General features: G+C 69.2%; 21 protein-coding genes. 5 read left to right on the top strand and 16 right to left on the bottom strand.

Translation table 11 applies throughout. The features are described 5' to 3' along the window. Positions 1 to 225 precede the first annotated feature (225 nt). From ACZK1G_RS21370 to baeS, 10 genes are all read right to left on the bottom strand, one after another. Positions 226 to 1,524, bottom strand: coding sequence for a DUF58 domain-containing protein (locus ACZK1G_RS21370; RefSeq protein ID WP_101766267.1), 1,299 nt, complete (start codon positions 1,522 to 1,524; stop codon positions 226 to 228). Continuing rightward, the gene (locus tag ACZK1G_RS21365) at positions 1,521 to 2,507 is read right to left on the bottom strand and encodes an AAA family ATPase (protein WP_005411535.1); all 987 of its coding nucleotides are present in this window, start codon (positions 2,505 to 2,507) and stop codon (positions 1,521 to 1,523) included. Before ACZK1G_RS21365 ends, ACZK1G_RS21370 begins: the two co-directional genes overlap by 4 nt. Beyond that, entirely contained in the window at positions 2,504 to 3,688 is a 1,185-nt protein-coding gene (locus ACZK1G_RS21360; protein ID WP_101766266.1) for a DUF4350 domain-containing protein, read from the bottom strand. Before ACZK1G_RS21360 ends, ACZK1G_RS21365 begins: the two co-directional genes overlap by 4 nt. Beyond that, positions 3,685 to 5,301 carry a DUF4129 domain-containing protein gene (locus tag ACZK1G_RS21355; RefSeq protein WP_101766265.1) on the bottom strand — a complete coding sequence of 539 codons (1,617 nt, stop codon included), beginning with the start codon at positions 5,299 to 5,301 and terminating at the stop codon, positions 3,685 to 3,687. Before ACZK1G_RS21355 ends, ACZK1G_RS21360 begins: the two co-directional genes overlap by 4 nt. Then, positions 5,291 to 6,283, bottom strand: coding sequence for a stage II sporulation protein M (locus ACZK1G_RS21350; RefSeq protein WP_101766264.1), 993 nt, complete (start codon positions 6,281 to 6,283; stop codon positions 5,291 to 5,293). The genes ACZK1G_RS21355 and ACZK1G_RS21350 overlap by 11 nt, the downstream gene beginning before the upstream one ends. Next, positions 6,280 to 6,969, bottom strand: a complete 690-nt coding sequence (locus ACZK1G_RS21345) for an RDD family protein (RefSeq protein WP_101766263.1) — start codon at positions 6,967 to 6,969, stop codon at positions 6,280 to 6,282. The genes ACZK1G_RS21350 and ACZK1G_RS21345 overlap by 4 nt, the downstream gene beginning before the upstream one ends. A gap of 124 nt (positions 6,970 to 7,093) precedes the next feature. Beyond that, entirely contained in the window at positions 7,094 to 7,624 is a 531-nt protein-coding gene (locus ACZK1G_RS21340) for a gamma carbonic anhydrase family protein (RefSeq protein WP_075675908.1), read from the bottom strand. Positions 7,625 to 7,791: 167 nt separating this feature from the next. Beyond that, the gene (locus ACZK1G_RS21335) at positions 7,792 to 8,613 is read right to left on the bottom strand and encodes a nucleotidyltransferase domain-containing protein (RefSeq protein WP_049444193.1); all 822 of its coding nucleotides are present in this window, start codon (positions 8,611 to 8,613) and stop codon (positions 7,792 to 7,794) included. Between the two features lie 134 nt (positions 8,614 to 8,747). Further along, entirely contained in the window at positions 8,748 to 9,437 is a 690-nt protein-coding gene (locus tag ACZK1G_RS21330; RefSeq protein WP_197621995.1) for a response regulator, read from the bottom strand. Further along, positions 9,434 to 10,837 carry a sensor histidine kinase efflux regulator BaeS gene (baeS, locus tag ACZK1G_RS21325; RefSeq protein WP_101766262.1) on the bottom strand — a complete coding sequence of 468 codons (1,404 nt, stop codon included), beginning with the start codon at positions 10,835 to 10,837 and terminating at the stop codon, positions 9,434 to 9,436. The genes ACZK1G_RS21330 and baeS overlap by 4 nt, the downstream gene beginning before the upstream one ends. A 117-nt stretch (positions 10,838 to 10,954) precedes the next feature. On the opposite strand from baeS, the gene smeA reads away from it, so the two are divergent. The 3 genes from smeA to smeC are packed head-to-tail and all read left to right on the top strand — an operon-like array spanning position 10,955 to position 16,725. Next, entirely contained in the window at positions 10,955 to 12,151 is a 1,197-nt protein-coding gene (gene smeA, locus ACZK1G_RS21320) for a multidrug efflux RND transporter periplasmic adaptor subunit SmeA (protein WP_014038856.1), read from the top strand. A 12-nt stretch (positions 12,152 to 12,163) separates the two neighbouring features. Continuing rightward, complete coding sequence (smeB, locus tag ACZK1G_RS21315; protein ID WP_101766261.1) at positions 12,164 to 15,313, top strand: multidrug efflux RND transporter permease subunit SmeB; 3,150 nt, start codon at positions 12,164 to 12,166, stop codon at positions 15,311 to 15,313. Continuing rightward, a complete protein-coding gene (gene smeC / locus ACZK1G_RS21310; protein WP_101766260.1) occupies positions 15,310 to 16,725 on the top strand; it encodes a multidrug efflux transporter outer membrane subunit SmeC in 1,416 nt (471 codons plus the stop codon). Before smeB ends, smeC begins: the two co-directional genes overlap by 4 nt. Before the next feature lie 205 nt (positions 16,726 to 16,930). On the opposite strand, the gene mnmG is transcribed toward smeC, so the two are convergent. Further along, positions 16,931 to 18,820, bottom strand: coding sequence for a tRNA uridine-5-carboxymethylaminomethyl(34) synthesis enzyme MnmG (mnmG, locus tag ACZK1G_RS21305; protein WP_101766259.1), 1,890 nt, complete (start codon positions 18,818 to 18,820; stop codon positions 16,931 to 16,933). A gap of 534 nt (positions 18,821 to 19,354) precedes the next feature. Further along, positions 19,355 to 19,846 (bottom strand): hypothetical protein, encoded by a 492-nt coding sequence (locus ACZK1G_RS21300; protein WP_014038852.1) that lies wholly within the window; start codon positions 19,844 to 19,846, stop codon positions 19,355 to 19,357. Positions 19,847 to 20,006: 160 nt separating this feature from the next. On the opposite strand from ACZK1G_RS21300, the gene ACZK1G_RS21295 reads away from it, so the two are divergent. Then, positions 20,007 to 20,969 carry a pyridoxal-phosphate dependent enzyme gene (locus ACZK1G_RS21295; protein WP_049444176.1) on the top strand — a complete coding sequence of 321 codons (963 nt, stop codon included), beginning with the start codon at positions 20,007 to 20,009 and terminating at the stop codon, positions 20,967 to 20,969. Continuing rightward, positions 20,966 to 21,598 (top strand): YdcF family protein, encoded by a 633-nt coding sequence (locus ACZK1G_RS21290; protein ID WP_049444174.1) that lies wholly within the window; start codon positions 20,966 to 20,968, stop codon positions 21,596 to 21,598. Before ACZK1G_RS21295 ends, ACZK1G_RS21290 begins: the two co-directional genes overlap by 4 nt. Before the next feature lie 147 nt (positions 21,599 to 21,745). Here ACZK1G_RS21290 and bioC read toward each other — a convergent pair whose 3' ends face one another. From bioC to bioF, 4 genes are read right to left on the bottom strand one after another with little or no spacing between them, the layout of a single operon-like run. Then, positions 21,746 to 22,630 (bottom strand): malonyl-ACP O-methyltransferase BioC, encoded by an 885-nt coding sequence (gene bioC / locus ACZK1G_RS21285; RefSeq protein WP_049444172.1) that lies wholly within the window; start codon positions 22,628 to 22,630, stop codon positions 21,746 to 21,748. Positions 22,631 to 22,642: 12 nt separating this feature from the next. After that, entirely contained in the window at positions 22,643 to 23,422 is a 780-nt protein-coding gene (locus ACZK1G_RS21280; RefSeq protein WP_101766258.1) for an SDR family oxidoreductase, read from the bottom strand. Between the two features lie 29 nt (positions 23,423 to 23,451). Continuing rightward, the gene (gene bioH / locus ACZK1G_RS21275) at positions 23,452 to 24,231 is read right to left on the bottom strand and encodes a pimeloyl-ACP methyl ester esterase BioH (RefSeq protein ID WP_049444168.1); all 780 of its coding nucleotides are present in this window, start codon (positions 24,229 to 24,231) and stop codon (positions 23,452 to 23,454) included. Between the two features lie 18 nt (positions 24,232 to 24,249). Beyond that, entirely contained in the window at positions 24,250 to 25,473 is a 1,224-nt protein-coding gene (bioF, locus tag ACZK1G_RS21270; protein ID WP_101766257.1) for an 8-amino-7-oxononanoate synthase, read from the bottom strand. Between the last annotated feature and the right edge of the window lie 52 nt (positions 25,474 to 25,525).

Genomic DNA, 25,525 nt, shown 5'->3' with positions numbered 1-25,525 from the left:
GCCAACCAAGGTTGGCACCCACCAGAGCGATGCGGCGGTTGTTGCATGGGTAGTGCCGGCCGCTGGCCGGCAATCGGTGTTGGTAGATGCCGACCTTGGTCGGCGCTGTGGGTCTTGTGCCAACCAAGGTTGGCACCTACCCGGGCGATGCGCCGGTTGTTGCAGGGGTAGTGCCGGCCGCTGGCCGGCAACCGTTGTTGGCACCCACCAGAGCGATCGTTGGTATCAGAGCAGACCTTCGCGCTTCACCGCCAGGTAGCGCTCTACCAGCGCGCCCGGCAGGGCATCGGCGGTCACGTCGAGCACCATCACCTTTTCGCTACGCAGGGCGTCGTGCGCCTTCGCGCGCTGCTGCAGGTACAGCGCTGCGGCACCGGCTTGGGTGGCGTCCTCCAGCGTCTGCACCTCACCCTCCAGTGCGCCGTCCAGCTCGCGCTCGCGCAGGCTGGCCACGCACACCAGGTGGCGCCGCTGCAGCAGGCGCACCGCCGCCAGCAGGTCTTCGATGTCCTCGTCGCGCACGTTGCTGACCAGCATCACCAGCGCGCGCCGGCGCTGGCGCAGCGACACTTCGGTGGCGGCGGCCAGATAATCGGTGGCCACGGCACGTGGCTGCAGGTCGTAGCTGGCGCGCAGCAGGTGCTCGACGGTGCCCATGCCGCGCTGCGGTGCCACCCAGCGGCGCTCGCCACCGGTGGCGAACAGGCCGGCGGCATCGCCCTGGCGCAGCGCCAGGTAGGCCACCACCAGTGAGGCGTTCAAGGCATGGTCGAAGTGCGAGAGCCCGCCTTCGCTGGCCAGCATGCGCCGCCCGCTGTCGAGCATCAGCAGCAGCTGCTGGTTCTTCTCGTCCTGGTATTCACGCGAGATCAGCTTGCGCGCACGTGCGGTGGCCTTCCAGTCGAGCTGGCGCAGGCTGTCGCCGATGCGGTACTCGCGCATCTGGTGGAAGTCGGTGCCTTCACCGCGGCGGCGCTTCACGTGTGCGCCGACCAGCCGCGAGGCCTGGTCGGCACTGAACAGGGCGAAGCGGGTGAGCGGCACGAAGTTCGGATAGACCCGCACGTCCAGCGCCGGTGGCAGCGTGCGTTGCTGCCACCACAGGCGCCACGGCGAGTGCATGCGCAGGTGCACGCCTTCAAAGCGGAAGTGCCCACGCTGCAGCGGCTGCAGGTGGTAGTGCAACGTGGAGGCGTTGCCGGCCTGCAGGCGCACGCGCTGCGGCAGCGCTTCCAGCGGCCAGCCGCCGGGGACCAGATCGAACACCTGCACGGTCATCGATTGCTCGGCCTGCAGCCGCAGCGCGGCCTCGCGGCGCACGCCCAGCGCGAGTGCTTCGGGCAGCTCGCGTTGTACATGCGGCGACGGACGCCGCGACTGGCGCCACAGATCCATCAGCGCCGGCACGGCAATCGCCAGCGCCGCCAGCGCCCAGCTCCAGCGCGGCAGCAACCCGCCCAGCACCAGGCCACCCAGGGCAGCCCAGGCCAGCAGCAGCGCCAGCAGCAGCGGGGCCGGCCTCATCGGCGCGGCGCTTCCACCTTGGCCAGCAACGCGCCCAGCACATCGTCGGCGTCCTGGCCTTCGATCTGCAGTTCCGGGGCCAGTGCAATGCGGTGGCGCAGCGCGGGGCGCGCGATGTCGCGCACATCGTCCGGAGTGACGAAGTCACGGCCGGCCAGCACCGCCTGCGCGCGCGAGGCACGCACCAGCGCGATGCTGCCGCGCGGGCCAGCGCCGACCGCGATGCCCGGCCACTGCCTCGTGGCGGCCACAATCCGCACCGCGTAGTCGATCACTTCGTCATCGACGGTGATCGCCGCGGTCGCGCGCTGCAGTTCCAGCAGCTCGCCAGCCCCCAGTACACGCGGCACCTGGCTCAGGTCGAAATCGCTGGCGGCACGGCCACTGGTGATCGCGGTCACCATGCGCTTCTCGTCCTCCAGCTGCGGGTAGTCGATCAGCACCTTCAGCAGGAAACGATCCAGCTGTGCTTCCGGCAACGGGTAGGTGCCTTCCTGTTCCAGCGGGTTCTGCGTGGCCAGCGCCATGAACGGCGGCGCCAGGGTGAAGGCCTTGCCTTCGATGGTCACCTGGCCTTCCTGCATCACTTCCAGCAGCGCGGACTGGGTCTTGGCCGGCGCACGGTTGATCTCGTCGGCCAGCAGCAGGTTGGTGAACACCGGGCCGCGGCGGATCTTGAAGCTCTCGCTCTTCGGGTCGTACACCGCATGGCCACTGACGTCGCTGGGCATCAGGTCGGGGGTGAACTGCACGCGGCCGTAGTCCAGCTCCAGGGCCTGTGCCAGTGCGCGCACCAGCAGGGTCTTGCCCAGCCCGGGCACGCCCTCGATCAGCACGTGGCCACCGGCCAGCAGCGCCACCAGGATCTGGTCCAGTACATCGGCCTGGCCAATGAAGGCGTGGCCGACGGCATCGCGGATGGCATCGACGCGTTCGATCAGGCGGGCGTTGGCGGCCGCCGGCAGCTCGGGGACTTCGGTCATAGCAGGGATCTCATCTGGAGCAGCAAGCGGATGCGCTCGCGCAGGGCGGAGGAATCGTGCGGCGGAGGGGGCGTGAGCGCGCTGGCAACGCGGCCTTGCGGCCAGGACAGCAGTTCGGCGATGGCCTGTTCGCGCGATGCGCCATCCAGTGCGGCGGCCACCGGTGCGCGCAGGCGCAGGCGATGCAGGAACAGGGCGAGCACGGCGTCATACAGGCGCGCGCCGTGGCCGAAACGCAGCAGCAGCTCGCCGCTGGCACGCACGTGTTCCAGCAGCGAGCGACGCTCCAGCACCGGCGACGGCAGGCGGCTGCCGAAGCGTTGCGAACGGCCCCACAGCCAGCCCAGCAGGGCCAGCAGCAGTGGCGTCCACACCGGCCAGCCCAGGTAGAACACGCGCGCCCACAGCGACGGCGGGCGGCTGGCGTAGACCAGCCAGAAAGCGCCCTTGCCGTAGTTCGGATCGAGCAGGTAACGGGTCAGGTCGCGGTGCGAGAGATCGTGCAGGCCGTCGCTGGCCTTGCCCGCAGCCGACGCCAGGCGGGCCGCCGGCGAATCCACCTCGCCGCGCATGAATTCCATGTCGGCCAGCACGCTCACCTTGCCCTGGCCATGGCGCAGTCGCGCGAACACCAGGTTGCGCTCGTTGCCCCAGCGTCGTTCGGCCTGCGCACTGGCGGCAAAGCCCAGCGTGAAGCGACGGCCGCCGCAGAACTCCACATGGCTGGGATCGTCGATGACGTGGAACGGCTGGCAGTCGCTCTGCTGGTACAGGCTGTCCACACCCAGCTGGTCCAGCAGCGGGCCCTGCGTGCTGCTGGCGTCGTCCTCGGCCGGTGGCGGCGTGCGCACCAGCAGATGGCCACCACCATCGACCCAGGCCAGCAGGGCCCTGGCCGCCGGCGCCGGCAGCTCGCTGCTGTCCTGCAGCAGCACCACCGTATCGTGCGGGCCCAGCGCCATCTGCTGCAGGTCCAGCCGCGGCCGCGCGTGCACGTCGATGCCGTCAGCGCGCAGGGCCTGCCCAAGCACGTACAGCGGGTTGTAGCCCGCTTCGCCCTGCGGCGGCAGCTGCACGGTCTCGGTCACGCGCTCGTGCGTTCGCAGGTAAAGGATCGTCAGCGGTACGCCGAACAGCACCAGCGCGCCCAGCAGCAGCGACCAGAACAGGCGCGGGCTCATGCCAGCCACCTGTACTGCTGGCGCAGGGTATCGGCCAATGCATCGAAATCGGCGCGGCTGGGCAGGCGGCCACCGTAGGCGGCGTACTGCCACATGCGCACGATGCGCGCGAACAGGTCACGGTCGGTGGCATCGGGCATGCGCCGCGACGCGCGCAGGCATTGCGCTTCGGTGGCACCGGGCGGAAGCGCGATGCCGCTGCGCTCGCCCACCGTGCGCACGCTGGCGCGGTACAGCAGGGCCAGCGCCTGCCGAGGCCGCCCCTGGTCCCACAGCAGGCCGGCCTGGGAGGCCACGTCCGGCGGCAGTACGACCGGCAGCTCCACCTGTTCTTCCACCACCTGCGGTGCAGCGTCGGCCTTGCGCCGGCCACTGCCGCGCAGCCACGGCAGCCACAGCCGCGCGGTCAGCAGCAGCACCAGCAGCAGGATGCCGAGCAGGCCCCACAGGCCCCACTCGGCCAGGCGCGCCAGCCAGGCGATGCCGGCCTTGCGGTTGCTGCGCTCGCCCTTGTTGCTGCTGTCGCCCTGTGGCGACGCATCTTCCTTCTTCTTTTCCTCGGCCTGTTCGATCGGCTTCCAGCGCGTGACCTGGCGGGTAGGGCGCTGCAGCGGATCTTCATAGGCGCGGTTCACCGCCTGGCGGAAGCCGGCGGTGTCCACTGGCGCCGCACCGAAGATCATGGCCGGTGCATTGGCCGGATCGTTCGCCGCGGTGGCTGGTTCCTCCGCGCTGTCTTCGTCCTCGTCGGCATCGTCTGCCTGCTCCGCGACCGTCTGCGCGTCCTGCGCATGCACCGGCATGGACACCAGCGGCAGCGCCAGGCACAGCAGCAGGGCCAGCGTCGGCGCCGCCGGCAGCAGCCGCTCGCGCAGGCGGCGCAGGGCGATCTCAACGTCCCAGGCTTCCATCTGCGTGCGCCGGTTCAAGTACAGGCCGAAGCCGGCGCCGACGTAGAACGGCCCGATCAGCACCGACGCCAGCCAGCACGCCAGGTTGAAGCCCAGCCGCGCCCATGCAGGCGTGTCCTGGCCGATCATGTCCCATGCGGCCCGCCACGATTCGGACATCAGCTCCAGTGGCATGAACATGAACACCGCGCCGATCGCGCCGGACACCAGCACCGCTTCAAAGGCCATGCAGGCCACGGTCAGCACGACAGCGGCGCCCGCGGCACCGGCGACCACGGCGCGGCGGCGTGCACCGCGCTGGGCCGGTGCGTTGCCCTCCAGCAGGTTCACCGGCAGGCACAGGCTGCGCAGCACGCTGAAACGGCGCCAGCCCAGGTAGCCCCAGAATCCGCTGTTGCCCCAGTGACGTTGCGCGCGCAGCGCCGCCAGCGTACCGACCGGCTCGCCGAAGATGCCGCGCGACAGCACGTACAGCGGCGCACGTTCGAACAGCGGCTTGCACCACCACATCGCCAGCCAGGCCCAGCCGAACGCATCCAGCCACCAGCCCAGCGCGTTGAAGACCACGAACAGCGGCGCACTGGCCATCAGCCAGCTGCCCCATACCGCGCGCGCGTGGCGGCGTGACAGGGCACTGCCCAGCTCCATCGCTTCCCAGCCGCTGCGCGCGCGCAGCACGACGTCCAGGTGGTCAATGCGCATTGCCGCCTCCGCGTCCGCCGCGCCACAGCCACAGCAGCACGCCGGCCCACAGCACGCCGGCCACGCTGAACTTGCCCCACGCCGGTACTTCGGCAATCGACGACCAGAAGGCCTCGATGAAGGCGGCCACCAGCAGCATGAACGCCACGCCCAGGCACAGGCGCGCACCGATGCGGCCACCCTCGACCAGCGCATCCAGGCGGCTGCGCCGGCCGGGTGCCAGCAGTTTCATGCCCAGCTGCAGGCCGGCACCGCCGGCGATCACGATCGCGGTCAGCTCGAAGGCACCATGGCCTGCGACGAAGCGCCAGAACGGATCACCATGGCCGATGTGCTGCAGGTGGCCGGCCACTGAACCGATGATCACGCCGTTGAACAGCAACACCAGCAGCGTGCCCAGGCCGGCCAGCAGGCCGCTGGCGAAGGTACGCAGGGCGATGCTGATGTTGTTCAGGATGTAGTGGCCGAACATCATCCAGTCGGTGCCGCTGTCGCGCCCCAGGCGCTCGGCGGCAGGATCGTACATGCGCTCCATCTCGGCGATCTGGCGGTTGTCCATCACCATGTGGATCAGGTCCGGATAGACCTGCGCCAGCACGAAGCAGGCCAGCGCCGGCAGCGCGAACATCGCCAGCGCCACCCACATGCTGCGCGCCTGGCTGCGCACCAGCAACGGGAAGTCGGCCACCAGGAATTCCAGTGCACCGCGCCAGCGCGTCGGCGGCGTGCGGTACAGCACGCTGTGGCCCTGCTGCATCAACTGCTGCAGGCGCTGCACCAGCTGCGGGCTGTAGCCGCGCTCGCGGGCCAGCGCCAGCTGCTGGCACAGGCGCCGGTAGCGCTGCGGGAAGGCGGTATCGTCCAGCGCCAGCGCGCTGGCCTTGCGCCGCGTGCGGCGCGAAGCACCGGCGCGCAGCAGCAGCCAGTGTTCCAGGTCCTGCCATTCCTGCTGGTAGCGGGCGACGAACTGTTCCTGCTTCATCGCCGCCCCAGCAGCCAGTTGGCCATGGCATACAGGCGCAGCACGCCGACCTGGCCGTGGGTGCCGGTCAGGGGCTCGGCAATGCCAGCCAGCTCCTGCTGGCGTGCCGCCGACAAGCGCGGCGCGCGCTCGGCGAAGGCCATCAGTGCCGCCTGTTCCTCCGGCCGCAGCGGCTGCGGCGGGGCCAGCACGCTGTCGATGGTGGGCGGAGGCGGCAGGTACAGCACCGGCGCATGCACCACCACGGTGCCGGCCACCAGATCGCCGAGGCGGCGGCCGTGGGGATCGAACAGACTGCTGACCAGGCCCAGTGCATAGCCGAACGGCAGCATGTCCACGGTGCGCAGCAGGTTGCGGGTGATCGACGCCATCCAGCCCACCGGTGCGCCATCGCGCGACAGTACGCGCAGGCCCAGTGCGCGCTTGCCCAGGGTACGGCCCCACAGTGCCTCGCAGACGATCGGGTAGGCCCAGTAGACCAGGAACATCAGCACCAGGTAGAGGCCGGAGCCGAACTTGTCCAGCAATGCCAGCGGGATCGACATCATCACCAGCACCGCGATGCGCACGCCCAGATCCACCAGCCAGGCCATCGCCCGTGGCACCGGGCCGGCCGCCGGCAACTGCAGCGGCACACCCTCTGGCGTCACCACCTCGCGGTAGGTATCGAGCATCGGTGCGGCCATCAGTGCGATGGCCTTCGTTGTGGGCGGCGGAGTCCTCTCCGGCAGGCAGCCACAGGCATGGGGGGTCTCGACAGGTCCTGGTCGGGCCCAGACTTTAGCAGAGCCGCATGGCGGCGTTGGCCGCTCAGCCCAGGTATTCGTCCTTCAGCCGCACGTAGTGGTCGGCCGAGTAGTGCAGCGACTCGATCTCCTTGTCGCTCAGCGTGCGCGCCGGGCGGGCAGGATTGCCGACCCAGAGCTCGCCTTCGCCCACCACCTTGCCCGGGCCGACCACCGCACCGGCACCGACGAAAGCGTGCCGTTCCACACGGGCGCCATCGAGGATGCAGGCGCCCATGCCGATCAGGCTGTAATCACCGATGGTGCAGGCGTGGATGATGCAGCCGTGGCCGACGGTCACGCCTTCGCCGATCAGGGTCGGGTAGCCGGCCTTGTTGTACGGGCTGTGGTGGCTGACGTGGATGATCGTGCCGTCCTGTACATTGGTGCGCGCACCGATGCGGACGTAGTTGACGTCGCCGCGGATGATCGTGCCCGGCCACACCGACACGTCCTCGGCCAGTTCCACGTCACCGATGACGGTGCAGGCCGGATCGATGTACACGCGCTCGCCGAGGACGGGCATCTTGTCGCGGAAGGGGCGCAGCGGGTTCATCGGTGTCTCCGGAAATCAGGGCGTTCACCGCGATGATACCCGCGTGGTCGGCACGCCGCGTGCGTGCCGCGGGGTAGTGCCGGCCGCTGGCCGGGAACTACGGAAATCCAGGCGCGCCATGAGGTTGCCGGCCAGCGGCCGGCACTACCAGGCGCAGCTGCGGCGCTTCATGCAGGCGCGTGTTCGGCCAGCATCTTCCGGAACAGCGCGTCCAGCCACGCACTGTCGCCCTGTCCTGCCGGCAGCGCCGGGGCCTGCGCAGCGCGCACGGCCATTGCCTGGTCGATGTAGTCGCTGATGATGACGACGCGCGGACGGGCCGTGACTTCGGCGCTGGCTCGCTTCACCACCAGCAGGGCGTCGATGGCGTCGCGCACGGGACCGTCCGGCAGCAGCCGGTCCAGCAGGTCCTCGAAGGCCATGGGCGGCGGCGTGGGCTCGCTCTCGATCCACTGGCAGGCAAGCAGGGCACGCAGCACGTACAGGTACTTCTTGGTACTGATGGTGGGCTCGCCCAGATGGCGGTTGTACGTGGTCTTCGCCATGCTCATGTAGTGCCACCAGCTGCCCAGCGGCGAATAGAACTCCTTCGCCGCCTCCCACAGCTGCGCCACCGCAGCGTCCTCCTGCCGGTACACGATCGGCGAACGCAGCCACTCGATCAGCGTTGGATTGGATTTGGAGACCAGCCGCAGTGCCTTGCGCAGGTCCCAGCCGCTGACATCGAGCTCCTCGTCGATCGGCAGCTCGATCACATCGCGCTGTGCTTCGCCGGGGCCGGTGGATTCGTTGACGCTGAGGTACCACGACTGGCGATGCACGTAGATGAAGCGCGCATCGTAGTCGCTGTCCGGCGAAGAGAAGCCCCAGCCACGGCTGCCCGATTCGCAGGCCAGCAGCACACGCACATCGTGGCGCTGTTCGATCCCGGCGAGGGTGGAAAGGAGGGCGGCGCGCTTGTCCGGCGCGATCGGGTGGATGTCGTCCATGCAGTCGTGATTCGTTGATGTCGAGCGTGCTCGACTGTAACGCAGTTGCGCACGGGTCGTGCCGGCCGCTGGCCGGCAACCTCATGGGCGCAGCTGGAATTCTGCGGTTGCCCGCCAGCGGCCGGCACGACCGGTTAGGGTTCGTAGCTGTAGCCCATCCCGTATACCGAACGGATCGGCTCGCCTTCCATGCCGGCGTCGGCCAGCTTGCGGCGCAGGTTGCGCACATGGCTGTCGACGGTGCGGTCGACCACCACGCGGTGGTCCAGATAGAGGCGGTCAAGCAGTTCGTCGCGTGCCCAGATCCGGCCTGGCGTGGCCAGCAGGGTGCGCAGCAGGCGGTATTCCACCGGCGTCAGGTCCAGGCCCTTGCCGTTCCAGGTGGCGCGTGCCGCCGGTTCGTCGATGTGCAGCCCGCTGTTGGCGCGTGCAGCGGGGTCCGGGCGATAGCGGCGCAGTACCGCCACCACCCGCGCGACCACTTCGCGCGGGCTGAACGGCTTGCAGATGTAGTCGTCGGCACCGATGTCCAGACCGAGCAGGCGATCGATCTCTTCCACCCGCGCGGTGACCATGATCACCGGCACGTCGCTGCTGGCGCGCAGTTCGCGGCACAGGTCCACGCCATCGCGTTGCGGCAGCATCAGGTCCAGCAGCACCAGGTCGGGATGGTAGCGCGTGAACGCGTCGATCACCAGGCCGCCATCATCCACCCATTCGCTGGTCATGCCGGCGGCGGCCAGGTAGTCACGCAGCACCGAGGCCAGGCGTGGCTCGTCCTCGACGATCAGGATCTTCGCGGACGTGGCGGCGGACGTGCTCATGCAGACTCCGGCAGGGTGATGACCACGCGCAGCCCGCCCAGTGGCGAGGGTTCGGCGTGGATGTGGCCGTGGTGGGCGAGGATGATGTTGTGGCTGATGGCCAGGCCCAGCCCGCTGCCGCCGCTGGCACGGTTGCGCGAACTCTCCACCCGGTAGAAGCGCTCGAACAGCAGCGCGCATTTGTCGGCCGGCACGCCCGGCGCGGTGTCTTCCACGATCAGCTGCACGCCGGAAGGTACGCGCGCGGCCTGCACACGTACGCGGCCGCCGGTATGGGTATAGCGCAGCGCATTTTCCAGCAGGTTGGCCAGGACCTGCTGCAGGCGCCGTTCGTCGCCGGATACCTGCAGTGGCGTCGCGGGCAGCGCTTCTTCCAGGGCCAGCCCCGCCGCGGAGAAGCGTACGCGCATGCCATTGAGCTCGCTGCGCAGCAATGCCACCAGGTCCAGCGGGGCGAAGCGGTAGGCCAGGCCCCCGGACTGGGTCATCGACAGGTCGTGCAGGTCGTCGATCAGTTTGCCCAGCTGGCGGATCTCGCCCTGCAGGGCACCGAGATTGGCGCGGTCCAGCGGGCGGATGCCGTCTTCGATCGCCTCCAGTTCGGCGCGCACCACCGCCAGCGGCGTGCGCAGTTCGTGCGAGATGTCGGCGATGAAGGCGCGGCGGTTGCGCTCGGTGTCGTCCAGCGCCTGTGCCATCCGGTTGAAGTCGTTGACCAGTGCATCGAGCTCGTCATCGCTGGTGCGCTCGATGCGGGTGGCGTAGTCGCCAGCGGCGAGCCGGTGGGTGGCGGCGGCCAGCTTGGCCAGGCGCTGGCGCAGCGCGCGCGACACCAGCCAGGCCAGCAATACCGTCACCAGCAGCAGCGAGATGCCGATCACCCACCATGCGCGCATCTGGGTATTGTAGAAATTCAGGTCATTGGTGGCGATGACGGTCTGGAACGGCACCATGCCCAGCCAGCCGACGGTGTGCCCATCCAGCAGCACCGGATGCGGATCATCATCACTGGTGGCATCGGGATTGCCGGCCACGAACCGATGCTGCGCATCGAACAGGCCGAGCCGCGAGGGAACGCCGGTCTGGTCGGACAGCGGCGGCACCGGGCCTTCGTGCCCATGGGCCAGGTCCGGGCGCAGCAGCCGCGCCCAGCGGTCACTGTCACCGCGCAGATGCTCCCAGCCGCCGTGTGCGCTGTACTCGCGCTGCAGGTGCGGCATCAGGCGCTGCATGCGCAGGTCGCCCTGGTCGTTGAGGTAGTCCAGGAAGCCGGTCTGGAACGCCACGCGGCTGGCAATGCCGTTCACTGCCAGCACCAGCAGGCAGGCGGTGAAGATCGCGAGGAAGGTCTTCGCGGTCAGGCCGAATTTGAGTCGAATCTTCGCCATCGCGGGGGCCATTAGCGGCGCATGCGGCGCCGAAAGCAAGCGCCAGCTGAGCCGGTCGCACAATCTCCATATTCTCTGCACAGTTTCACGGCAGCGTGCGAGGGTCAACGAAAGGCCCCCACGCCCCCCATGTCACTCCTGCGTCCGCTGTCCCGCTCCCCCCGTCCGCTGTTGTTGCCCCTGCTGCTGGCCCTGGCGGCCTGCTCGGCGGGCCGGACCGAGGCCCCGGCCACCCCCGAAGTGGGCGTCATCACCGCCAGCGCGCAGCCGCTGGCACTGCAGCAGACCCTGCCCGGCCGGGCGGTACCGTTCGAGGTATCCGAGGTGCGGCCGCAGATCGGTGGGCTGATCCGCCAGCGGTTGTTCACCGAAGGCCAGCAGGTCAAGGCCGGCCAGCTGCTGTACCAGGTCGATCCGGCGCCGTACCAGGCCGCCTTCGATACCGCGCGTGGCCAGCTGGCGCAGGCCGAGGCCACCGTGCTGTCGGCGCAGCCGAAGGCCGAGCGCACCCGCACGCTGCTGGGCATGGACGCAGCCAGCAAGCAGGACGCCGACGATGCCACCTCGGCACTGAAGCAGGCCCAGGCCAATGTGATCGCCGCGCGCGCTGCGCTGCAGGCCGCCCGCATCAACCTCGACTACACCCGGGTGACCGCACCGATCGAGGGCCGCATCGGTACCTCCAGCGTCACCGCCGGCGCGCTTGTTGCTGCCGGCCAGGACGCGGCGCTGGCGACCATCCAGCGGTTGGACCCGGTCTATCTGGACGTCACCCAGTCCAGCACGCAGATGCTGGCGCTGCGCAAGCAGCTCGATGCCGGCCTGGTGAAGGCCATCGATGGCAAGGCGCAGGTGAAGGTGCTGCTGGAGGACGGCAGCACCTATGCCCATGAAGGCACGCTGGAGTTCGTAGGCAGCGCGGTCGATCCGGGCACCGGCAACGTGGTGCTGCGCGCGGTCATTCCGAACCCGGACGGCCTGCTGCTGCCGGGCATGTACCTGAAGGCGGTGCTGCCGATGGCCACCGATGCGCGCGCGCTGCTGGTGCCGCAGAAGGCGGTGGTGCGCAATGAACGTGGCGAGCCGCTGCTGCGCCTGCTCGACGCAAAGGATCGCGTGGTCGAGCGGCGGGTCAGCACCGGCCAGGTGGTGGGCAACCAGTGGCAGATCACGCAGGGCCTGAAGGCCGGCGAGCGGGTGATCGTCAGCAACGGCAGTGCGGTTTCGCTCGGCCAGCAGGTGAAGGCGGTGGCGGCCACCACCGCACAGCTGGCAGCAATGCCGGCGATCGACCCGAACGGCAACACCGACGAAAAGTCGCACTGAGGCCTGCCGCGCATGGTTCGTTTCTTCATCGACCGGCCGATCTTTGCCTGGGTGATCGCCATCGCGGTCAGCCTGCTCGGCCTGCTCGCGATCCTGATCCTGCCGGTGGACCGCTACCCGCAGATCGCCCCGCCCACCATCACCATCCGCGCCACCTACACCGGCGCCTCGTCGCAGACCGTGGAAAACGCGGTCACCCAGGTCATCGAGCAGTCCCAGCAGAGCCTGGACCACCTGATGTACATGACCTCCACCAGCGCTTCCGATGGCTCGGCGCAGGTCAACCTGGTGTTCGCCACCGGCACCAATCCGGACACTGCGCAGGTGCAGGTGCAGAACCAGCTGCAGGCCGCGATGGCCACGTTGCCGCAGGCGGTGCAGCAGAACGGACTGACCATCACCAAGTCCAGTGGTTCGATCTTCGAGGTGCTGTCGTTCACCAGCGAAGACGGCAGCATGGACAACTTCGATGTCGCCAACTTCATGGAAGCGCGCATCGACGACCAGATCAGCCGTGTCAGCGGCGTCGGCAACATCCAGCCGATCGGCCAGGAATACGCCATGCGTATCTGGCTGGACCCGGAAAAGATGCGCCAGTACGCACTGATGCCGTCGGACATCGAGACCGCACTGCAGGCGCAGAACACCGACGTGTCGGCCGGTGAACTCGGTGGCCAGCCGGCGCTGAAGGGCCAGCAGCTGGACGCGACCGTGACCGCGCGCAGCCGCCTGCACACCCCCGAACAGTTCGCGCAGGTGGTGCTCAAGGCCGATGCCAATGGCAGCGTGGTGCACCTGGGCGACGTGGCGACGATCGGCCTGGGGCCGGAGAGCTACGACAGCATCAGCACCTTCAACGGCAAGCCGTCGGCCTCGCTGGGCATCGAGCTCAACGCCGGTGCGAACGCCATCGCCGTGTCCAAGGCCATCGATGCACGGCTTCAGCAGCTGCAGAAGTACTGGCCGCATGGCTACACGGCCCACGTGGCATTCACCACCACGCCGTTCGTGACCATCTCGCTGAAGGAAGTAGTGATCACCCTGATCGAGGCGATCGCGCTGGTCGTGCTGGTGATGTACCTGTTCCTGCAGAACTGGCGGGCCACGTTGATCCCGACCATCGCGGTGCCGGTGGTGCTGCTGGGCACGTTCGGCGTGCTGGCGGCCTTCGGCTATTCGATCAACACGCTGACCATGTTCGCGCTGGTGCTGGCCATCGGCCTGCTGGTGGACGATGCCATCGTGGTCGTGGAGAACGTGGAGCGGGTGATGACCTTCGAAGGGCTGGCACCGAAGCCGGCCACGCTGAAGGCGATGGGCCAGATCACCGGCGCGCTGGTCGGCATCGTGCTGGTGCTGACCGCGGTGTTCCTGCCGATGGCGTTCTTCAGCGGTGTCACCGGCGTGATCTATCGCCAGTTCTCGGTGACGATTGCCGCGGCGATGATCCTGTCGGTGCTGGTGGCGATGACCATCACCCCGGCGCTGTGCGGCAGCATCCTGCACCAGATTCCCAAGGGCGGCCACCCGCATGGTGACCACGGCGGCGAGCCGAGCCTGCTGGGCAAGTTCTTCATCTGGTTCAACCACCGCTTCGAGCGCACCTCCAACGGCCTGCGCCATCGCGTGGATGGTTTCCTTGGCCGGCGCACGCTGGGCGTACTGTTCTACCTGGTGCTGAGCGTGGCCACCGGCCTGCTGCTGTGGCACCTGCCCGGCGCATTCCTGCCCGATGAGGACCAGGGCATGCTCAACGCGCTGGTGAAGCTGCCAGCCGGCTCCACCCTGGAGCAGACCCGTGCAGTGATGGATCGCCTCAGTGCCGCTGCGGTGAAGGACGACAGCGTGCTCTCGATCCAGGCCACCGCTGGTTTCAGTGTCACCGGCAGCGGCCAGAACGTCGGCCAGGCCTTCATCCGGCTGAAGGACTGGGATGACCGCAAGGACGATGCCGATACCATCGCCGCGCGCTTGACCGCGGCCATGGCCAGCGTGCCCGATGCGCAGGTATTCATCACCTCGCCACCGGCCATTCTTGGCCTGGGCGATGCGGGCGGTTTCACCCTGGAACTGCAGGACGAAGGCGGTGCCGGCCATGCCGCCGCCGTGGCCGCGCGCAACACGCTGCTGAAGGAGGCGGCCAAGGATCCAAAGCTGGTCAACGTGCGTTATGCCAGCCTGGAAGACGCGCCAGTGTACGCGGTGAAGGTGGACGACGCGAAGGCACAGGCCATGGGCGTGAATCCGCAGGACATCAATGACACCTTGAACGCGGCGTTGGGCGGCGACTTCGTCAACAACTTCATCTACAAGGGCCGCATCAAGAAGGTGTTCATCCAGGGCACGGCCGAAGCGCGCATGCAGCCGCAGGACATCGAGCGCTGGAGCGTGCGCAACCAGGCCGGCCAGATGGTGCCGCTGTCGTCGCTGGTCAGCGCCCACTGGACCAGCGCGCCGGCCGCATTGCAGCGCTACAACGGCGTGTCGGCGATGGAAATCACCGGCCAGCCAGCGCCGGGCGTCAGCTCCGGTGAGGCGATGGCCGAGATCGCGCGCCTGGCCGACACACTGCCGGAAGGCTTCAGCCATGCCTGGTCGGACATGGCCTACCAGGAGCAGCTGTCGGGCAACCAGGCGCCCATGTTGTACGCCATCTCGCTGCTGTTCGTGTTCCTGTGCCTGGCCGCGCTGTATGAAAGCTGGGCGGTGCCGTTCGCGGTGATGCTGGCGGTGCCGGTGGGCGTGTTCGGTGCCGTGCTGATGATGAACCTGCGTGGCCTCAACAACGACGTGTACTTCCAGGTCGGCCTGTTGACCACGATTGGTCTGGCTGCGAAGAACGGCATCCTGATCGTCGAGTTCGCACGCATCCTCGAGCAGCAGGGCAAGCGCACCCGCGAAGCGATCCTGCAGGCGGTCTATCTGCGGCTGCGGCCGATCGTGATGACCTCGCTGGCGTTCCTGATGGGCGTGCTGCCGCTGGTGTTCGCCACCGGCGCCGGTTCGGCCGCGCGCCGTTCGCTGGGTACCGGCGTGGCCGGTGGTACGGTCGCCTCGATGGTGCTGGGCATGTTCTTCGTGCCGTTGTTCTACCTGCTGGTGCGCCGCATGTTCCCGGGCCGCGCACCGGCCGAAGCCACTGCCACGGAGGCAAGCCCATGAAGCCGATGCTGCTGCGCGCCCTGGCGGCCGCAACGATGACCACCGTGCTGGGCGGCTGCGTGAGCATGGCACCGCGCTACCAGCGCCCCAAGGCGCCGGTGCCGGCGCAGTTCGGCAATGCCGCCACCGGCGAGGCCGGGCCGGCACTGGCGATGCCGCCCTGGCGCGAGGTGTTCCTGGAACCGCGCCTGCAGCAGGTGATCGCGCTGGCGCTGCAGAACAACCGCGACCTGCGCGTGGCGGTGCTGCAGGTGGAGAAGGAACGCGCGCAGTACCGCATCCAGCGCGCGGCGCTGCTGCCGTCGGTGGATGCCAGTGGCAGTGTCACCCGCGCGCGGGTGAGTGATGCCAACAGCGAGATCGGCGTCAGCCAGGTAACCGAATCCGATGCCGTGCAGGTGGGCATCAGCAGCTGGGAGCTGGACCTCTTCGGGCGCATCCGCAGCCTGAAGAACGAGGCCCTGCAGAACTGGCTGGCCAGCGCCGAGAACCAGCGCGCCGCGCGCACCAGCCTGGTGGCCGAAGTGGCCACGGCGTGGCTGGCGCTGGCGGCCGACGAGCAGTCGCTGGCGTTCACCCGGCAGACCCTGGACAGCCAGCAGCAGACCCTGCAGCGCACCGAGGCCCGCCACGCACAGGGGTTGGCCTCGGGCCTGGACCTGTCGCAGGTGCAGACCAGCGTGGAAGCCGCGCGCGCTGCGCTGGCCAGGCTGCAGACCCAGCAGGCGCAGGATCGTGATGCGCTGCAGTTGCTGGTGGGTGCGCCGCTGGACGCGGCATTGCTGCCGAGCGCGCAGGCACTGGACGGCACCGTGGCGCTGGCGCCGTTGCCGGCCAACCTGCCGTCAAGCGTGCTGCTGCAGCGCCCGGACGTGCTGTCTGCCGAACACGTATTGCAGGCGGCCAATGCCGATATCGGTGCGGCGCGCGCCGCGTTCTTCCCGACGCTGACGCTGACCGCGAACTACGGCCACAGCTCCACCGCGTTGTCCACGCTGTTCTCGGCCGGCACCCGCGGCTGGTCGTTCGCGCCCAGCATCACCGCGCCGATCTTCCACGCCGGTGCGCTGAAGGCCTCGCTGGATGCCTCGAAGATTGGCAAGGACATTGGCATCGCCCAGTACGAGAAGGCGATCCAGCAGGCCTTCAGTGAAGTGGCCGACGCGCTCGCCACGCGCGATCACCTGGCCACGCAGATGGACGCCCAGCGTGCACTGGTCGCCGCCAGCCAGCGCAGCTACACGCTGGCCGATGCGCGTTATCGCACCGGCCTGGACGGCTATCTGCAGGCGCTGGATGCGCAGCGCAGCCTGTTCGCCGCGCAGCAGGACCTGATCGCGTTGCAGCAGCAGGAGGCGGGCAACCGGGTGACCTTGTTCAAGGTGCTGGGCGGTGGCGCCGACGCACGGTAACGCGCTTGCGCGGGTGTGTGCGTCTTCCGCTCCGGTGGGTGCCGACCTTGGTCGGCACAAAGGCCTTCATCCACGCATGGCGTGGATCTACCGGGGGGGAGGCCTTGGTAGGTGCCGACCTTGGTCGGCACGAATGCATGCAGCATCGCGATCGGATGATTCGTGCCGACCAAGGTCGGCACCCACCAGAAGTAGGTGTGACTGCTTACGCCACGCGGCCGCGGCGTGCGCGCTCCAGATGCACCAGCAGCAGCGAGATCGCTGCCGGGGTCATGCCCGGGATGCGCTGCGCCTGGCCGATGGTCTGCGGGCGCACGCGCTCCAGCTTCTGCAGCGCTTCGGCCGACAGCCCGCGCACCGTCGCGTAATCGAAGGCTTCAGCGATCGGGGTGGCTTCATGCCGCTGCTGGCGCTCGATCTCCTCGCGCTGGCGGTCCAGGTAGCCGGCGTACTTCACGCCGATCTCCACCTGCTCGGCCACCTTGGCGTCGGTCACGGCCGGGCCCAGCGATGGCACCTGCATCAGCTGCGCGTAATCCAGCTCCGGGCGCTTGATCAGGTCCAGCACGTTGGTTTCGCGACTGACTGCCACGCCCAGCGTGTCCTGCACTTCGCGGCCCAGCGCATTGGCCGGGGTTGCCCACAGTGCGCCCAGGCGTGCGCGCTCTGCGGCGACCGCGGCCTGCTTGGTCTCGAACGCGTTCCAGCGGCGGTCATCCACCAGGCCCATCTCGCGGCCGGCCGGGGTCAGGCGCTGGTCGGCATTGTCCTCGCGCAGCTGCAGGCGGTACTCGGCGCGGCTGGTGAACATGCGGTACGGCTCGTTGGTGCCGTGGGTGATCAGATCATCCACCAGCACGCCGAGGTACGCCTCGTCGCGGCGCGGGCACCAGCTGTCCAGCCCGCGCACCTGGCGCGCGGCGTTGAGGCCGGCCAGCAGGCCCTGCGCGGCGGCTTCTTCATAGCCGGTGGTGCCGTTGATCTGGCCGGCGAAGAACAGGCCGTTGACCAGCTTGGTTTCCAGCGAGGCCTTCAGCCCGCGCGGGTCGAAGAAGTCGTACTCGATCGCGTAGCCGGGGCGGGTGATGTGCGCGTTCTCGAAGCCGCGGATGCTGCGCACCATCTCCAGCTGCACGTCGAACGGCAGCGAGGTGGAGATGCCGTTGGGGTAGATCTCGACGATGCCCAGGCCTTCGGGTTCGACGAAGATCTGGTGGCTGGCCTTCTCGGCAAAGCGCACCACCTTGTCTTCGATGGACGGGCAGTAGCGCGGGCCGATGCCTTCGATCTGGCCGCTGTACAGCGGCGAGCGGTGCAGCGCGTCGCGGATGATCTGGTGGGTCTGTTCGGTGGTGTGGGTGATCCAGCAGCTGACCTGCTGCGGATGCTCGTCCACCGAGCCGAGGAAGGACATCACCGGCCGCGGTGTGTCGCCGGGCTGCTCGTCCATCACACTGTAGTCCAGCGAGCGGCCATCGATGCGCGGCGGCGTGCCGGTCTTCAGGCGGTCGACCTGGAACGGGCGCTCGCGCAGGCGCGCCGCCAGCGTGGTGGCCGGCGGATCGCCCATGCGGCCGGCGGCGTACTGGGTCGGGCCGACGTGGATCTTGCCGGCCAGGAACGTGCCGGCCGTCAGCACTACGGCCTCGGCGTCGAAGCGCAGCCCGGTCTGGGTGATCACCCCACGCACGGCGTCGCCTTCGATGACCAGGTCATCGACCGCCGCCTGGAACACGGTCAGGTTGGCCTGGCCTTCGACGATGGCGCGGATCGCCATGCGGTACAGGTTGCGGTCGGCCTGGCAGCGGGTGGCGCGCACAGCCGGGCCCTTGGAGGCGTTGAGCGTGCGCCACTGGATACCGGCGCGGTCGGCGGCATGCGCCATCGCACCGCCCAGGGCGTCGATTTCCTTGACCAGGTGGCCCTTGCCGATGCCGCCGATGGCCGGGTTGCAGCTCATTGCGCCCACCGTCTCGATGTTGTGGGTCAGCAGCAGGGTGCGCACGCCGGTACGGGCCGCGGCCAGCGCGGCTTCGGTGCCGGCGTGGCCACCGCCGATGACGATGACGTCGTAACGATGGAAGGACGGGTTCATGGGGGCTGTTCAGCTGGGGGCGGGCGCGGACCGGGGGCGGCGCCGGGGTGGCGATTTTAGCGCCATTCGGGGCCGGGACGTCGGTGCCGGCCGGCCGGCGTCGAAATCAGCCCTAAAGTTGGCAGGATTTTTGCAGATAACCCAATAGCACCCACCGTGGCTGGCGCCGTAGGCGCCCGTGACCGGAATTGGAACAGGGGCCGGTACAGGCGCACGGTGGGGGAGCAGAGGGCCGGCAGTCGGGGGACTGTCCGGCCCTGTTTTTTGGGGCTGTCGGGAAGGCCCCATCCACGCATGGCGTGGATCTACTGATGCTGGGGCTCTCGCCGAAAACAAACGGCCCCGCATTGCGGGGCCGTCTGCCTTCAGAGGTGCCGACATCCGACAGGGCCGGAACAGGGGGGATCCAGATGTTCCTGTCGGATATCGACGTAGAGCTTTTTGCGGCGGCCCGTGTCGTTTTTGTCACTTTGTGACGCGGGCCGTCACTGGTCCCGTAGAGTGCGGCTTGGACCGTGTGAAATGCAAGACGGTTCAGCGCTCAACTGTGCGCTGCGTCCCACGATCCATGTTGCGCCAGGGGGAACCGTTCATCCTTGGCGCACTGGGCGCCGGGGCCGGACGGGCCTGCGGCGGAGGCGCCGACGGCTGGATGTTCGACTGCGGCGGGCGACGCATCGAGTCCATGTTCCGCCACGGCGAACCGCCGTTGTACGACGGCCGCGACGGCGGCGGCGGACGGTTCTCGCCACCATTGCCGGGCGGGCGCGGCGGCGGGCGGTGGTTGTGCGGCGGGCGGTAGACCGGGCGCGAGTAGTACGGATTGCCATAGCCGCCGTAGTAGCCGCCATAGCCGCCGTAGTACGGGTAGCCGTAGTTGTAGGGATAGCCGGCCGGGTAGCGGTATTCCACCGACGGCGCACCGTGGTAGTAGCTGCCGCTGCGGCCACCGCCGACGTAGTCGTAGGTGGTGCAGCCGGTCAGGGCCAGCATCAGGCCACCGGCAAGCATCAGGCGCGTTTTCATGGTGGGTCCCCCCAGAGGACGGGTTGTGCAGTCAGCTTCGTGCGCAGGCGTTGAATCGGCCCTTAACTTCACTGGCCAGGATGAATGGAGGTGAAGGCCCTCATGCTGGCATGACCTGTGCCGGGGTCGCCAGCGCGGAGCCATACGTTAATCTTGCGTCATGAGCGATTCACTGTTGCCCCGTGCCCACGATGTCCTGGCTGCCGCTGCGCGGATCGCGCCGCACGCCAGCGTGACCCCGGTGCTGCGCTCGCGCACGCTTGATGCGCTGGCCGGCGCGCAGCTGGCGTTCAAGGCCGAACACCTGCAGCGCGGCGGCGCATTCAAGTTCCGCGGTGCCTGCAACGCGGTGTGGTCTTTGGATGCCGATCGCGCCCGTGCCGGCGTGGTCACCCATTCCTCCGGCAACCACGGCGCTGCCCTGGCCCTGGCCGCGCGCACCCGTGGCATCCCCTGTCACGTGGTGGTGCCCGAAGGTGCGGTGGCGGCCAAGCTGGCCAACATCGCCCGGCACGGTGCCACCCTCTGGCGCTGCCCGCCGACCATCGCCGACCGTGAGGCCACCTGCGCCAAGGTGCAGGCCGATACCGGCGCGACCCTGGTTCATCCGTATGCGGACCCGGCGGTGATGGCCGGACAGGGCACCGCGGCGCTGGAACTGCTGCACAGCGACGGCCCGTTCGATGTGCTGGTGGTGCCGGTGGGCGGCGGTGGCCTGGCCAGCGGTAGCGCGCTGGCCCTGCAGCTCGCCAGCCCGCAGACCCGGCTGGTGCTGGCCGAACCGGCCGGCGCCGATGACACCGCACGCTCGCTGGCCGCAGGCGAGCGCCAGGCGGCCTTCACCCCGGACACGATCTGCGATGGCCTGCGTACCCTGATCGGCGCCCCCAACTTCGCGCTGCTGCGCGCGGCCGGCGCCGAGGTGATCGTGGTTGACGACGCTGCCACCACGGCCGCGATGCGCCTGCTGTGGGAGGTGCTCAAGCAGGTGGTCGAGCCGTCCTCGGCCACCGTGCTGGCCGCGGTGCTGGCACAGCCGCAGCGGTTCGCCGGCCTGCGCGTGGGCCTGGTGCTGTCCGGTGGCAATGTCGACCTGCCCGCGCTGCGCTGGGGGGCGCCTTGAGCCGCGACCGGCACCGGCATCGCACCGGCCTGCTGGGCTGGCTGTGGCGGCTGTTCGTGCTGCTGGTGATCTGGCTGCTGGGGGTGACCGCCTGGATCGTCTGGGTGGGTGAGCGCGACCAGGCGGCCAAGGCCGACGCGATCATCGTGCTCGGCGCGGCGGCCTATGACGCCAAGCCGTCGCCGGTGTTCGAAGAACGCATCCGCCATGGCCTGGATCTCTATGACGCACAGTACGCGCCACTGCTGATCTTCACCGGTGGCTATGGCGGCACCGGCGCGCGCTTTTCCGAATCGCAGGTGGCGCGGCGTTATGCGCTCAAGCATGGCGTGCCGGACGACGCGATCCTGATCGAGACCGCCTCGCGCAACACCGTGCAGAACCTGGTCGAAGCCAAGCGGCTGATGGACCAGCGCGACCTGCACCGGGTGATCATCGTCAGCGACCCGCTGCACATGGCGCGCGCGCTGCGCCTGAGCAAGGCGCTGGGCATCGATGCGCTGGCCTCGTCCACGCCCAGCACGCGCTTCCGCAGCTTCCACACCAGCTGGCGCTTCCTGGTGCAGGAGATCTATTTCTTCCACCGCGACCTGGTGCGCCCGCCGCTGAGTTCGCCGGCCAATACCTGATTGGTTGCAGTCGGTAGTGCCGGCCGCTGGCCGGCAACCTCATGATTCCATGGTGGACATCTGCCGGCCAGCGGCCGGCACTACCGGATGATCGGTAGAGGCCAACCAAGGTTGGCACCTACCAGAAGCAGGTGCGCGGTCGCGTGATCAGGTCTGCTTGCGCCGGATCGGAATCGCCGACACCGGTACCGAGGCCACGTCGTGCCCGCCTTCGCGGATCGGTGCGCCCGGGTCCGGTGCCCAGGCGTGGGCATAGATCACTTCCCAGCTGCTGGGCAGCTTGCCGTCGGCACGGCGCATCGGTTCATACGCCGCCGCAGCAGCGGCGAAACGGCCACGCCCGGTCAGCGTGTGGCGGCGGTCCACCCGCGCATTGGTCGCGCCCATCGCGCGCAGCTCGCGCATCAGCGAGGGCAGGTCGTCGTAGGTCAGGGTGAACAGATCGCGGTCCAGCACCGGGTCGCGGAAGCCGGCCATCATCAGCGCATCGCCGAACTGGGCGATCTGCGCGAAGCGGCTCACGTGCGGGCGGTCATCGGCGGCCGCGAAGGCTTCGTTGAGTTCGACCAGCGTGTCCGGGCCGAAAGTGGAGCACAACAGCAGGCCACCGGGCTTGAGCACGCGACGGAACCCGGCGAACACTGCCGGCAGGTCGTCCACCCACTGCAGGCACAGGTTGCTGAAGATCACGTCCACGCTGTTGTCGGCCAGCGGCAGCGCGGCGGCGTCGCCGCACAGGCGCTGGAACGGCTTCCACCAGCCAGCCTGGCGCTTGGCCTGGTCCAGCATCGGCAGCGCCACGTCCAGCGCGATCACCTGCGCCTTCGGCCAGCGCTTCTTCATCAGTGCACTGGCGTGGCCGGTGCCGGCACCGATGTCCAGCACCACCTCCGGCTTGCGTGCCTCCAGGTAGTCCAGCGATTCGATCAGCCGCGCCTGCACCTCGCGCTGCAGGGCGGCGGCGGCGTCATAGCTGTTGGCGGCGCGGGCGAACGCGCGGCGGACATGGCGGGCATCGAAGTGGGACGGCATTGCGAAAGTCTCTTAGAACGTACCGGGGTAGGCGCCGCCGTCGATCAGCAGGTTCTGCCCGGTGAGGTAACCGGCCTGTGCACTGCACAGGAAGGCGCAGGCGGCGCCGAATTCATCCGGCGTGCCGAAGCGGCCGGCGGGGATCTGCTGGCGGCGGCGTTCGGCCACTTCCGCAGCATCGCCGTCCTTGCCCGCAGAGTGGGCGAAGTTGGCGCGCAGGCGGTCGGTGTCGAACTGGCCGGGCAGCAGGTTGTTGATGGTGACGTTGTGCGCCACGGTGCGGCGCGACAGCCCGGCGACGAAGCCGGTCAGGCCACTGCGCGCGCCGTTGGACAGCGCCAGGATGTCGATCGGGGCTTTCACTGCCGAGGACGTGATGTTGACGATGCGGCCGAAGCCGCGCGCGATCATCGCGTCCACGGTGGCGCGGATCAGCGCGATCGGCGCCAGCATGTTGGCGTCCAGTGCGGCGATCCAGTCGTCGCGCTCGAAGCTGCGGAAATCGCCCGGCGGCGGGCCACCGGCGTTGGTGACCAGGATGTCCACCTGCGGGCACGCGGCCAGCGCCGCGGCACGGCCGGCCTCGGCGGTGACGTCGGCGGCGACCACGCGGACTTCCGCGGCGCCGGGCAGGGCACGCAGCTCTTCAGCGGCGGCCTGCAGGGTGGCTTCGCCCCGGGCCACGATCACCACGTTGACGCCCTCGCGCACCAGTGCCCGCGCGCAGCCCAGGCCCAACCCCTTGCTTGCGCCGCAGACCAGTGCCCAGCGGCCGTTGATACCCAGATCCATGCGTCAATCCCGCGGAATGAGGAAGGCGCTCATTGTCCGCCATCGGCCGGTGACAGGCCGGCAACGAAGTGTTGCAGGGCCGCGGCGACCTCGTCGGCATGGCCGAGGAAGGGCGCATGGCCGCCGTGGGCGATGGTCAGCGCCTGCCCGCCCGGGGCCAGTGCCGCAGCGGCCTGCATCGCCGTCGGCGACACCAGCCGGTCACGCTGGCCGGCGATCCACAGGCTGGGTTTGCCCAGCGTCGGCAGTGCGCCGCGCAGGTCGGTGCCTTCCAGCAGGCGCAGGCCTTCCAGCAGGGCGCGTTCGGTGGGTGCACCGCGCTCGACCAGGCGCTGGCGCAGCGTGCGCAGCTCCTCGCGGGCGTGTGCCGAGCCCATCACGTCCAGCGCCAGGAAGCGCTCCAGGGTGCCGCCGAAATCGCTGGCCAGCTCGCGCCCGAACTGCTCGAACACCGCCGGTTCCACCGCATGCGGCCAGTCTTCGCCACGCACGAAGCGCGGCGTGGCCGCGATCATCGCCAGCCCGCGCACCTTCGGCAGCGTTGCGGCGGCGTGCAGTGCGAACAGGCCGCCCAGCGACCAACCACACCACACCGCCGGCGGCGTGGCCGCGGCGATGGCGTTGACCACGAACGGCAGGCGCAGCGGCGTGGTGTCCTCGCGGCTGTGGCCATGGCCCGGCAGATCAACCAGATGCAGGGTGAAGCGATCGGCCAGGCGTTGCACCAGCGGCGCGAACACGCCGCCCTGCAGGGCCCAGCCATGGATCAGTACCAGGTCCGGCCCCTGGCCGGTGACGTCGATATGCATGGGAAAACGGCAACAGGCTCAGGCAAAGACCGGCAGCGGCGGTGGCGCGGCCTCACGCGCGGCCAGGTCGACGCGATCGCGCGCGCTGGCAATGGCTTCGACCACGCCACGCACCTGCTCGGGGGTGTGCAACGCGGACAGGGTGACGCGCAGGCGCGCCTTGCCTTCGGGAACCGTGGGCGGGCGGATCGCGCCGACCAGCCAACCGGCCTGTTCCAATGCCTTGGACATCGCCACGGCGCGGTGGTCGTCGCCACACAGCAGCGGCTGGATCGGCGTTTCCGAGGCCATCAGGTCCAGGCCATGGCGGCGGGCTTCGCCGCGGAACAGCGCGATCAGGTCGGTCAGTTTCGAACGCCGCCAGTTGTCACGGCGGGCCAGGCGCACCGCTTCCAGTGCTGCGGCGGCCAGCGGCGGCGGCATCGCGGTGGTGTAGATGTAGGGGCGCGCGGTTTCGGCCAGGTGCTCGACCAGGTCGTCGCGGCCCAGCACCAGCGCGCCGGAACCGCCCAGTGCCTTGCCCAGCGTGACCAGCTGTAGCGGCACATCGTCCACGCCCAGTCCGGCAGCCGCGACCGCGCCACGGCCATCGCCCACCACGCCCACGCCATGCGCATCGTCCACATAGAACAGCGCCTGCTGCAGGCGTGCCACAAGCGACAATGCACGCAGCGGTGCGATGTCACCATCCATGCTGAAGACACCATCGGTGGCCAGCATCGCCGCGCCATCGGGCGCGTGCTTGAGCTGGCGCATCGCGCCTTCGGCATCAAGGTGCGGATAACGGCGCAGGCGCGCACCGGCCAGCCGCGTCGCATCGAGCAGGCTGGCGTGGTTGAGCTTGTCCTGCACGCACACATCGTTCTCTTCGCTCAGCAGCGCCTGCTGCACGGCCAGGTTGGCGGCGAAGCCACTGCCGAACAGCAGCGCGCGCGGGTAGCCCAGCCACTCTGCCACTTCGCGCTCCAGCGCGTCATGCAGGGCGTGGTGGCCGCAGACCAGATGCGAGGCACCCGCGCCGGTGCCTTCGCGTGCGGCCGCATCCTGCAGTGCGTTGACCACGCTGAACTGCTGGGCCAGGCCCAGGTAATCGTTGCTGCAGAAGCCGGTCAGCCACTGGCCGTCCACTTCCAGGCGGACGCCGTCACGACGGGTGACCGTGCGCCGCGTGCGGCGACGGCCTTGGGCATCGCGCAGGGCGCGTTGGGCGTGGAGGCGGGCGGTCAGGTCGGGGCGGGCCATGGCGGCTGAATGCGGCGACGGGGCGGCTAGGGTAGCGCGTTGCCGCGGCGCC

This window comes from Stenotrophomonas sp. 109824_Sma (assembly GCF_056480025.1).
The sequence above is the reverse complement of the archived record's forward strand: the minus strand, read 5'-3'. Positions and strand labels throughout refer to the sequence as shown.

Coding starts and splice junctions, on each gene's coding strand:
- ACZK1G_RS21370 (WP_101766267.1), bottom strand. CDS start 1,524: ATGAGGCCGGCCCCGCTGCTGCTGGCGCTGCTGCTGGCCTGGGCTGCC.
- bioC (WP_049444172.1), bottom strand. CDS start 22,630: ATGCCGTCCCACTTCGATGCCCGCCATGTCCGCCGCGCGTTCGCCCGC.
- ACZK1G_RS21295 (WP_049444176.1), top strand. CDS start 20,007: ATGAGCGATTCACTGTTGCCCCGTGCCCACGATGTCCTGGCTGCCGCT.
- ACZK1G_RS21330 (WP_197621995.1), bottom strand. CDS start 9,437: ATGAGCACGTCCGCCGCCACGTCCGCGAAGATCCTGATCGTCGAGGAC.
- ACZK1G_RS21350 (WP_101766264.1), bottom strand. CDS start 6,283: ATGAAGCAGGAACAGTTCGTCGCCCGCTACCAGCAGGAATGGCAGGAC.
- ACZK1G_RS21365 (WP_005411535.1), bottom strand. CDS start 2,507: ATGACCGAAGTCCCCGAGCTGCCGGCGGCCGCCAACGCCCGCCTGATC.
- ACZK1G_RS21345 (WP_101766263.1), bottom strand. CDS start 6,969: ATGGCCGCACCGATGCTCGATACCTACCGCGAGGTGGTGACGCCAGAG.
- ACZK1G_RS21340 (WP_075675908.1), bottom strand. CDS start 7,624: ATGAACCCGCTGCGCCCCTTCCGCGACAAGATGCCCGTCCTCGGCGAG.
- ACZK1G_RS21335 (WP_049444193.1), bottom strand. CDS start 8,613: ATGGACGACATCCACCCGATCGCGCCGGACAAGCGCGCCGCCCTCCTT.
- mnmG (WP_101766259.1), bottom strand. CDS start 18,820: ATGAACCCGTCCTTCCATCGTTACGACGTCATCGTCATCGGCGGTGGC.
- smeB (WP_101766261.1), top strand. CDS start 12,164: ATGGTTCGTTTCTTCATCGACCGGCCGATCTTTGCCTGGGTGATCGCC.
- smeC (WP_101766260.1), top strand. CDS start 15,310: ATGAAGCCGATGCTGCTGCGCGCCCTGGCGGCCGCAACGATGACCACC.
- ACZK1G_RS21300 (WP_014038852.1), bottom strand. CDS start 19,846: ATGAAAACGCGCCTGATGCTTGCCGGTGGCCTGATGCTGGCCCTGACC.
- ACZK1G_RS21355 (WP_101766265.1), bottom strand. CDS start 5,301: ATGCGCATTGACCACCTGGACGTCGTGCTGCGCGCGCGCAGCGGCTGG.
- bioF (WP_101766257.1), bottom strand. CDS start 25,473: ATGGCCCGCCCCGACCTGACCGCCCGCCTCCACGCCCAACGCGCCCTG.
- bioH (WP_049444168.1), bottom strand. CDS start 24,231: ATGCATATCGACGTCACCGGCCAGGGGCCGGACCTGGTACTGATCCAT.
- ACZK1G_RS21360 (WP_101766266.1), bottom strand. CDS start 3,688: ATGAGCCCGCGCCTGTTCTGGTCGCTGCTGCTGGGCGCGCTGGTGCTG.
- ACZK1G_RS21280 (WP_101766258.1), bottom strand. CDS start 23,422: ATGGATCTGGGTATCAACGGCCGCTGGGCACTGGTCTGCGGCGCAAGC.
- smeA (WP_014038856.1), top strand. CDS start 10,955: ATGTCACTCCTGCGTCCGCTGTCCCGCTCCCCCCGTCCGCTGTTGTTG.
- baeS (WP_101766262.1), bottom strand. CDS start 10,837: ATGGCCCCCGCGATGGCGAAGATTCGACTCAAATTCGGCCTGACCGCG.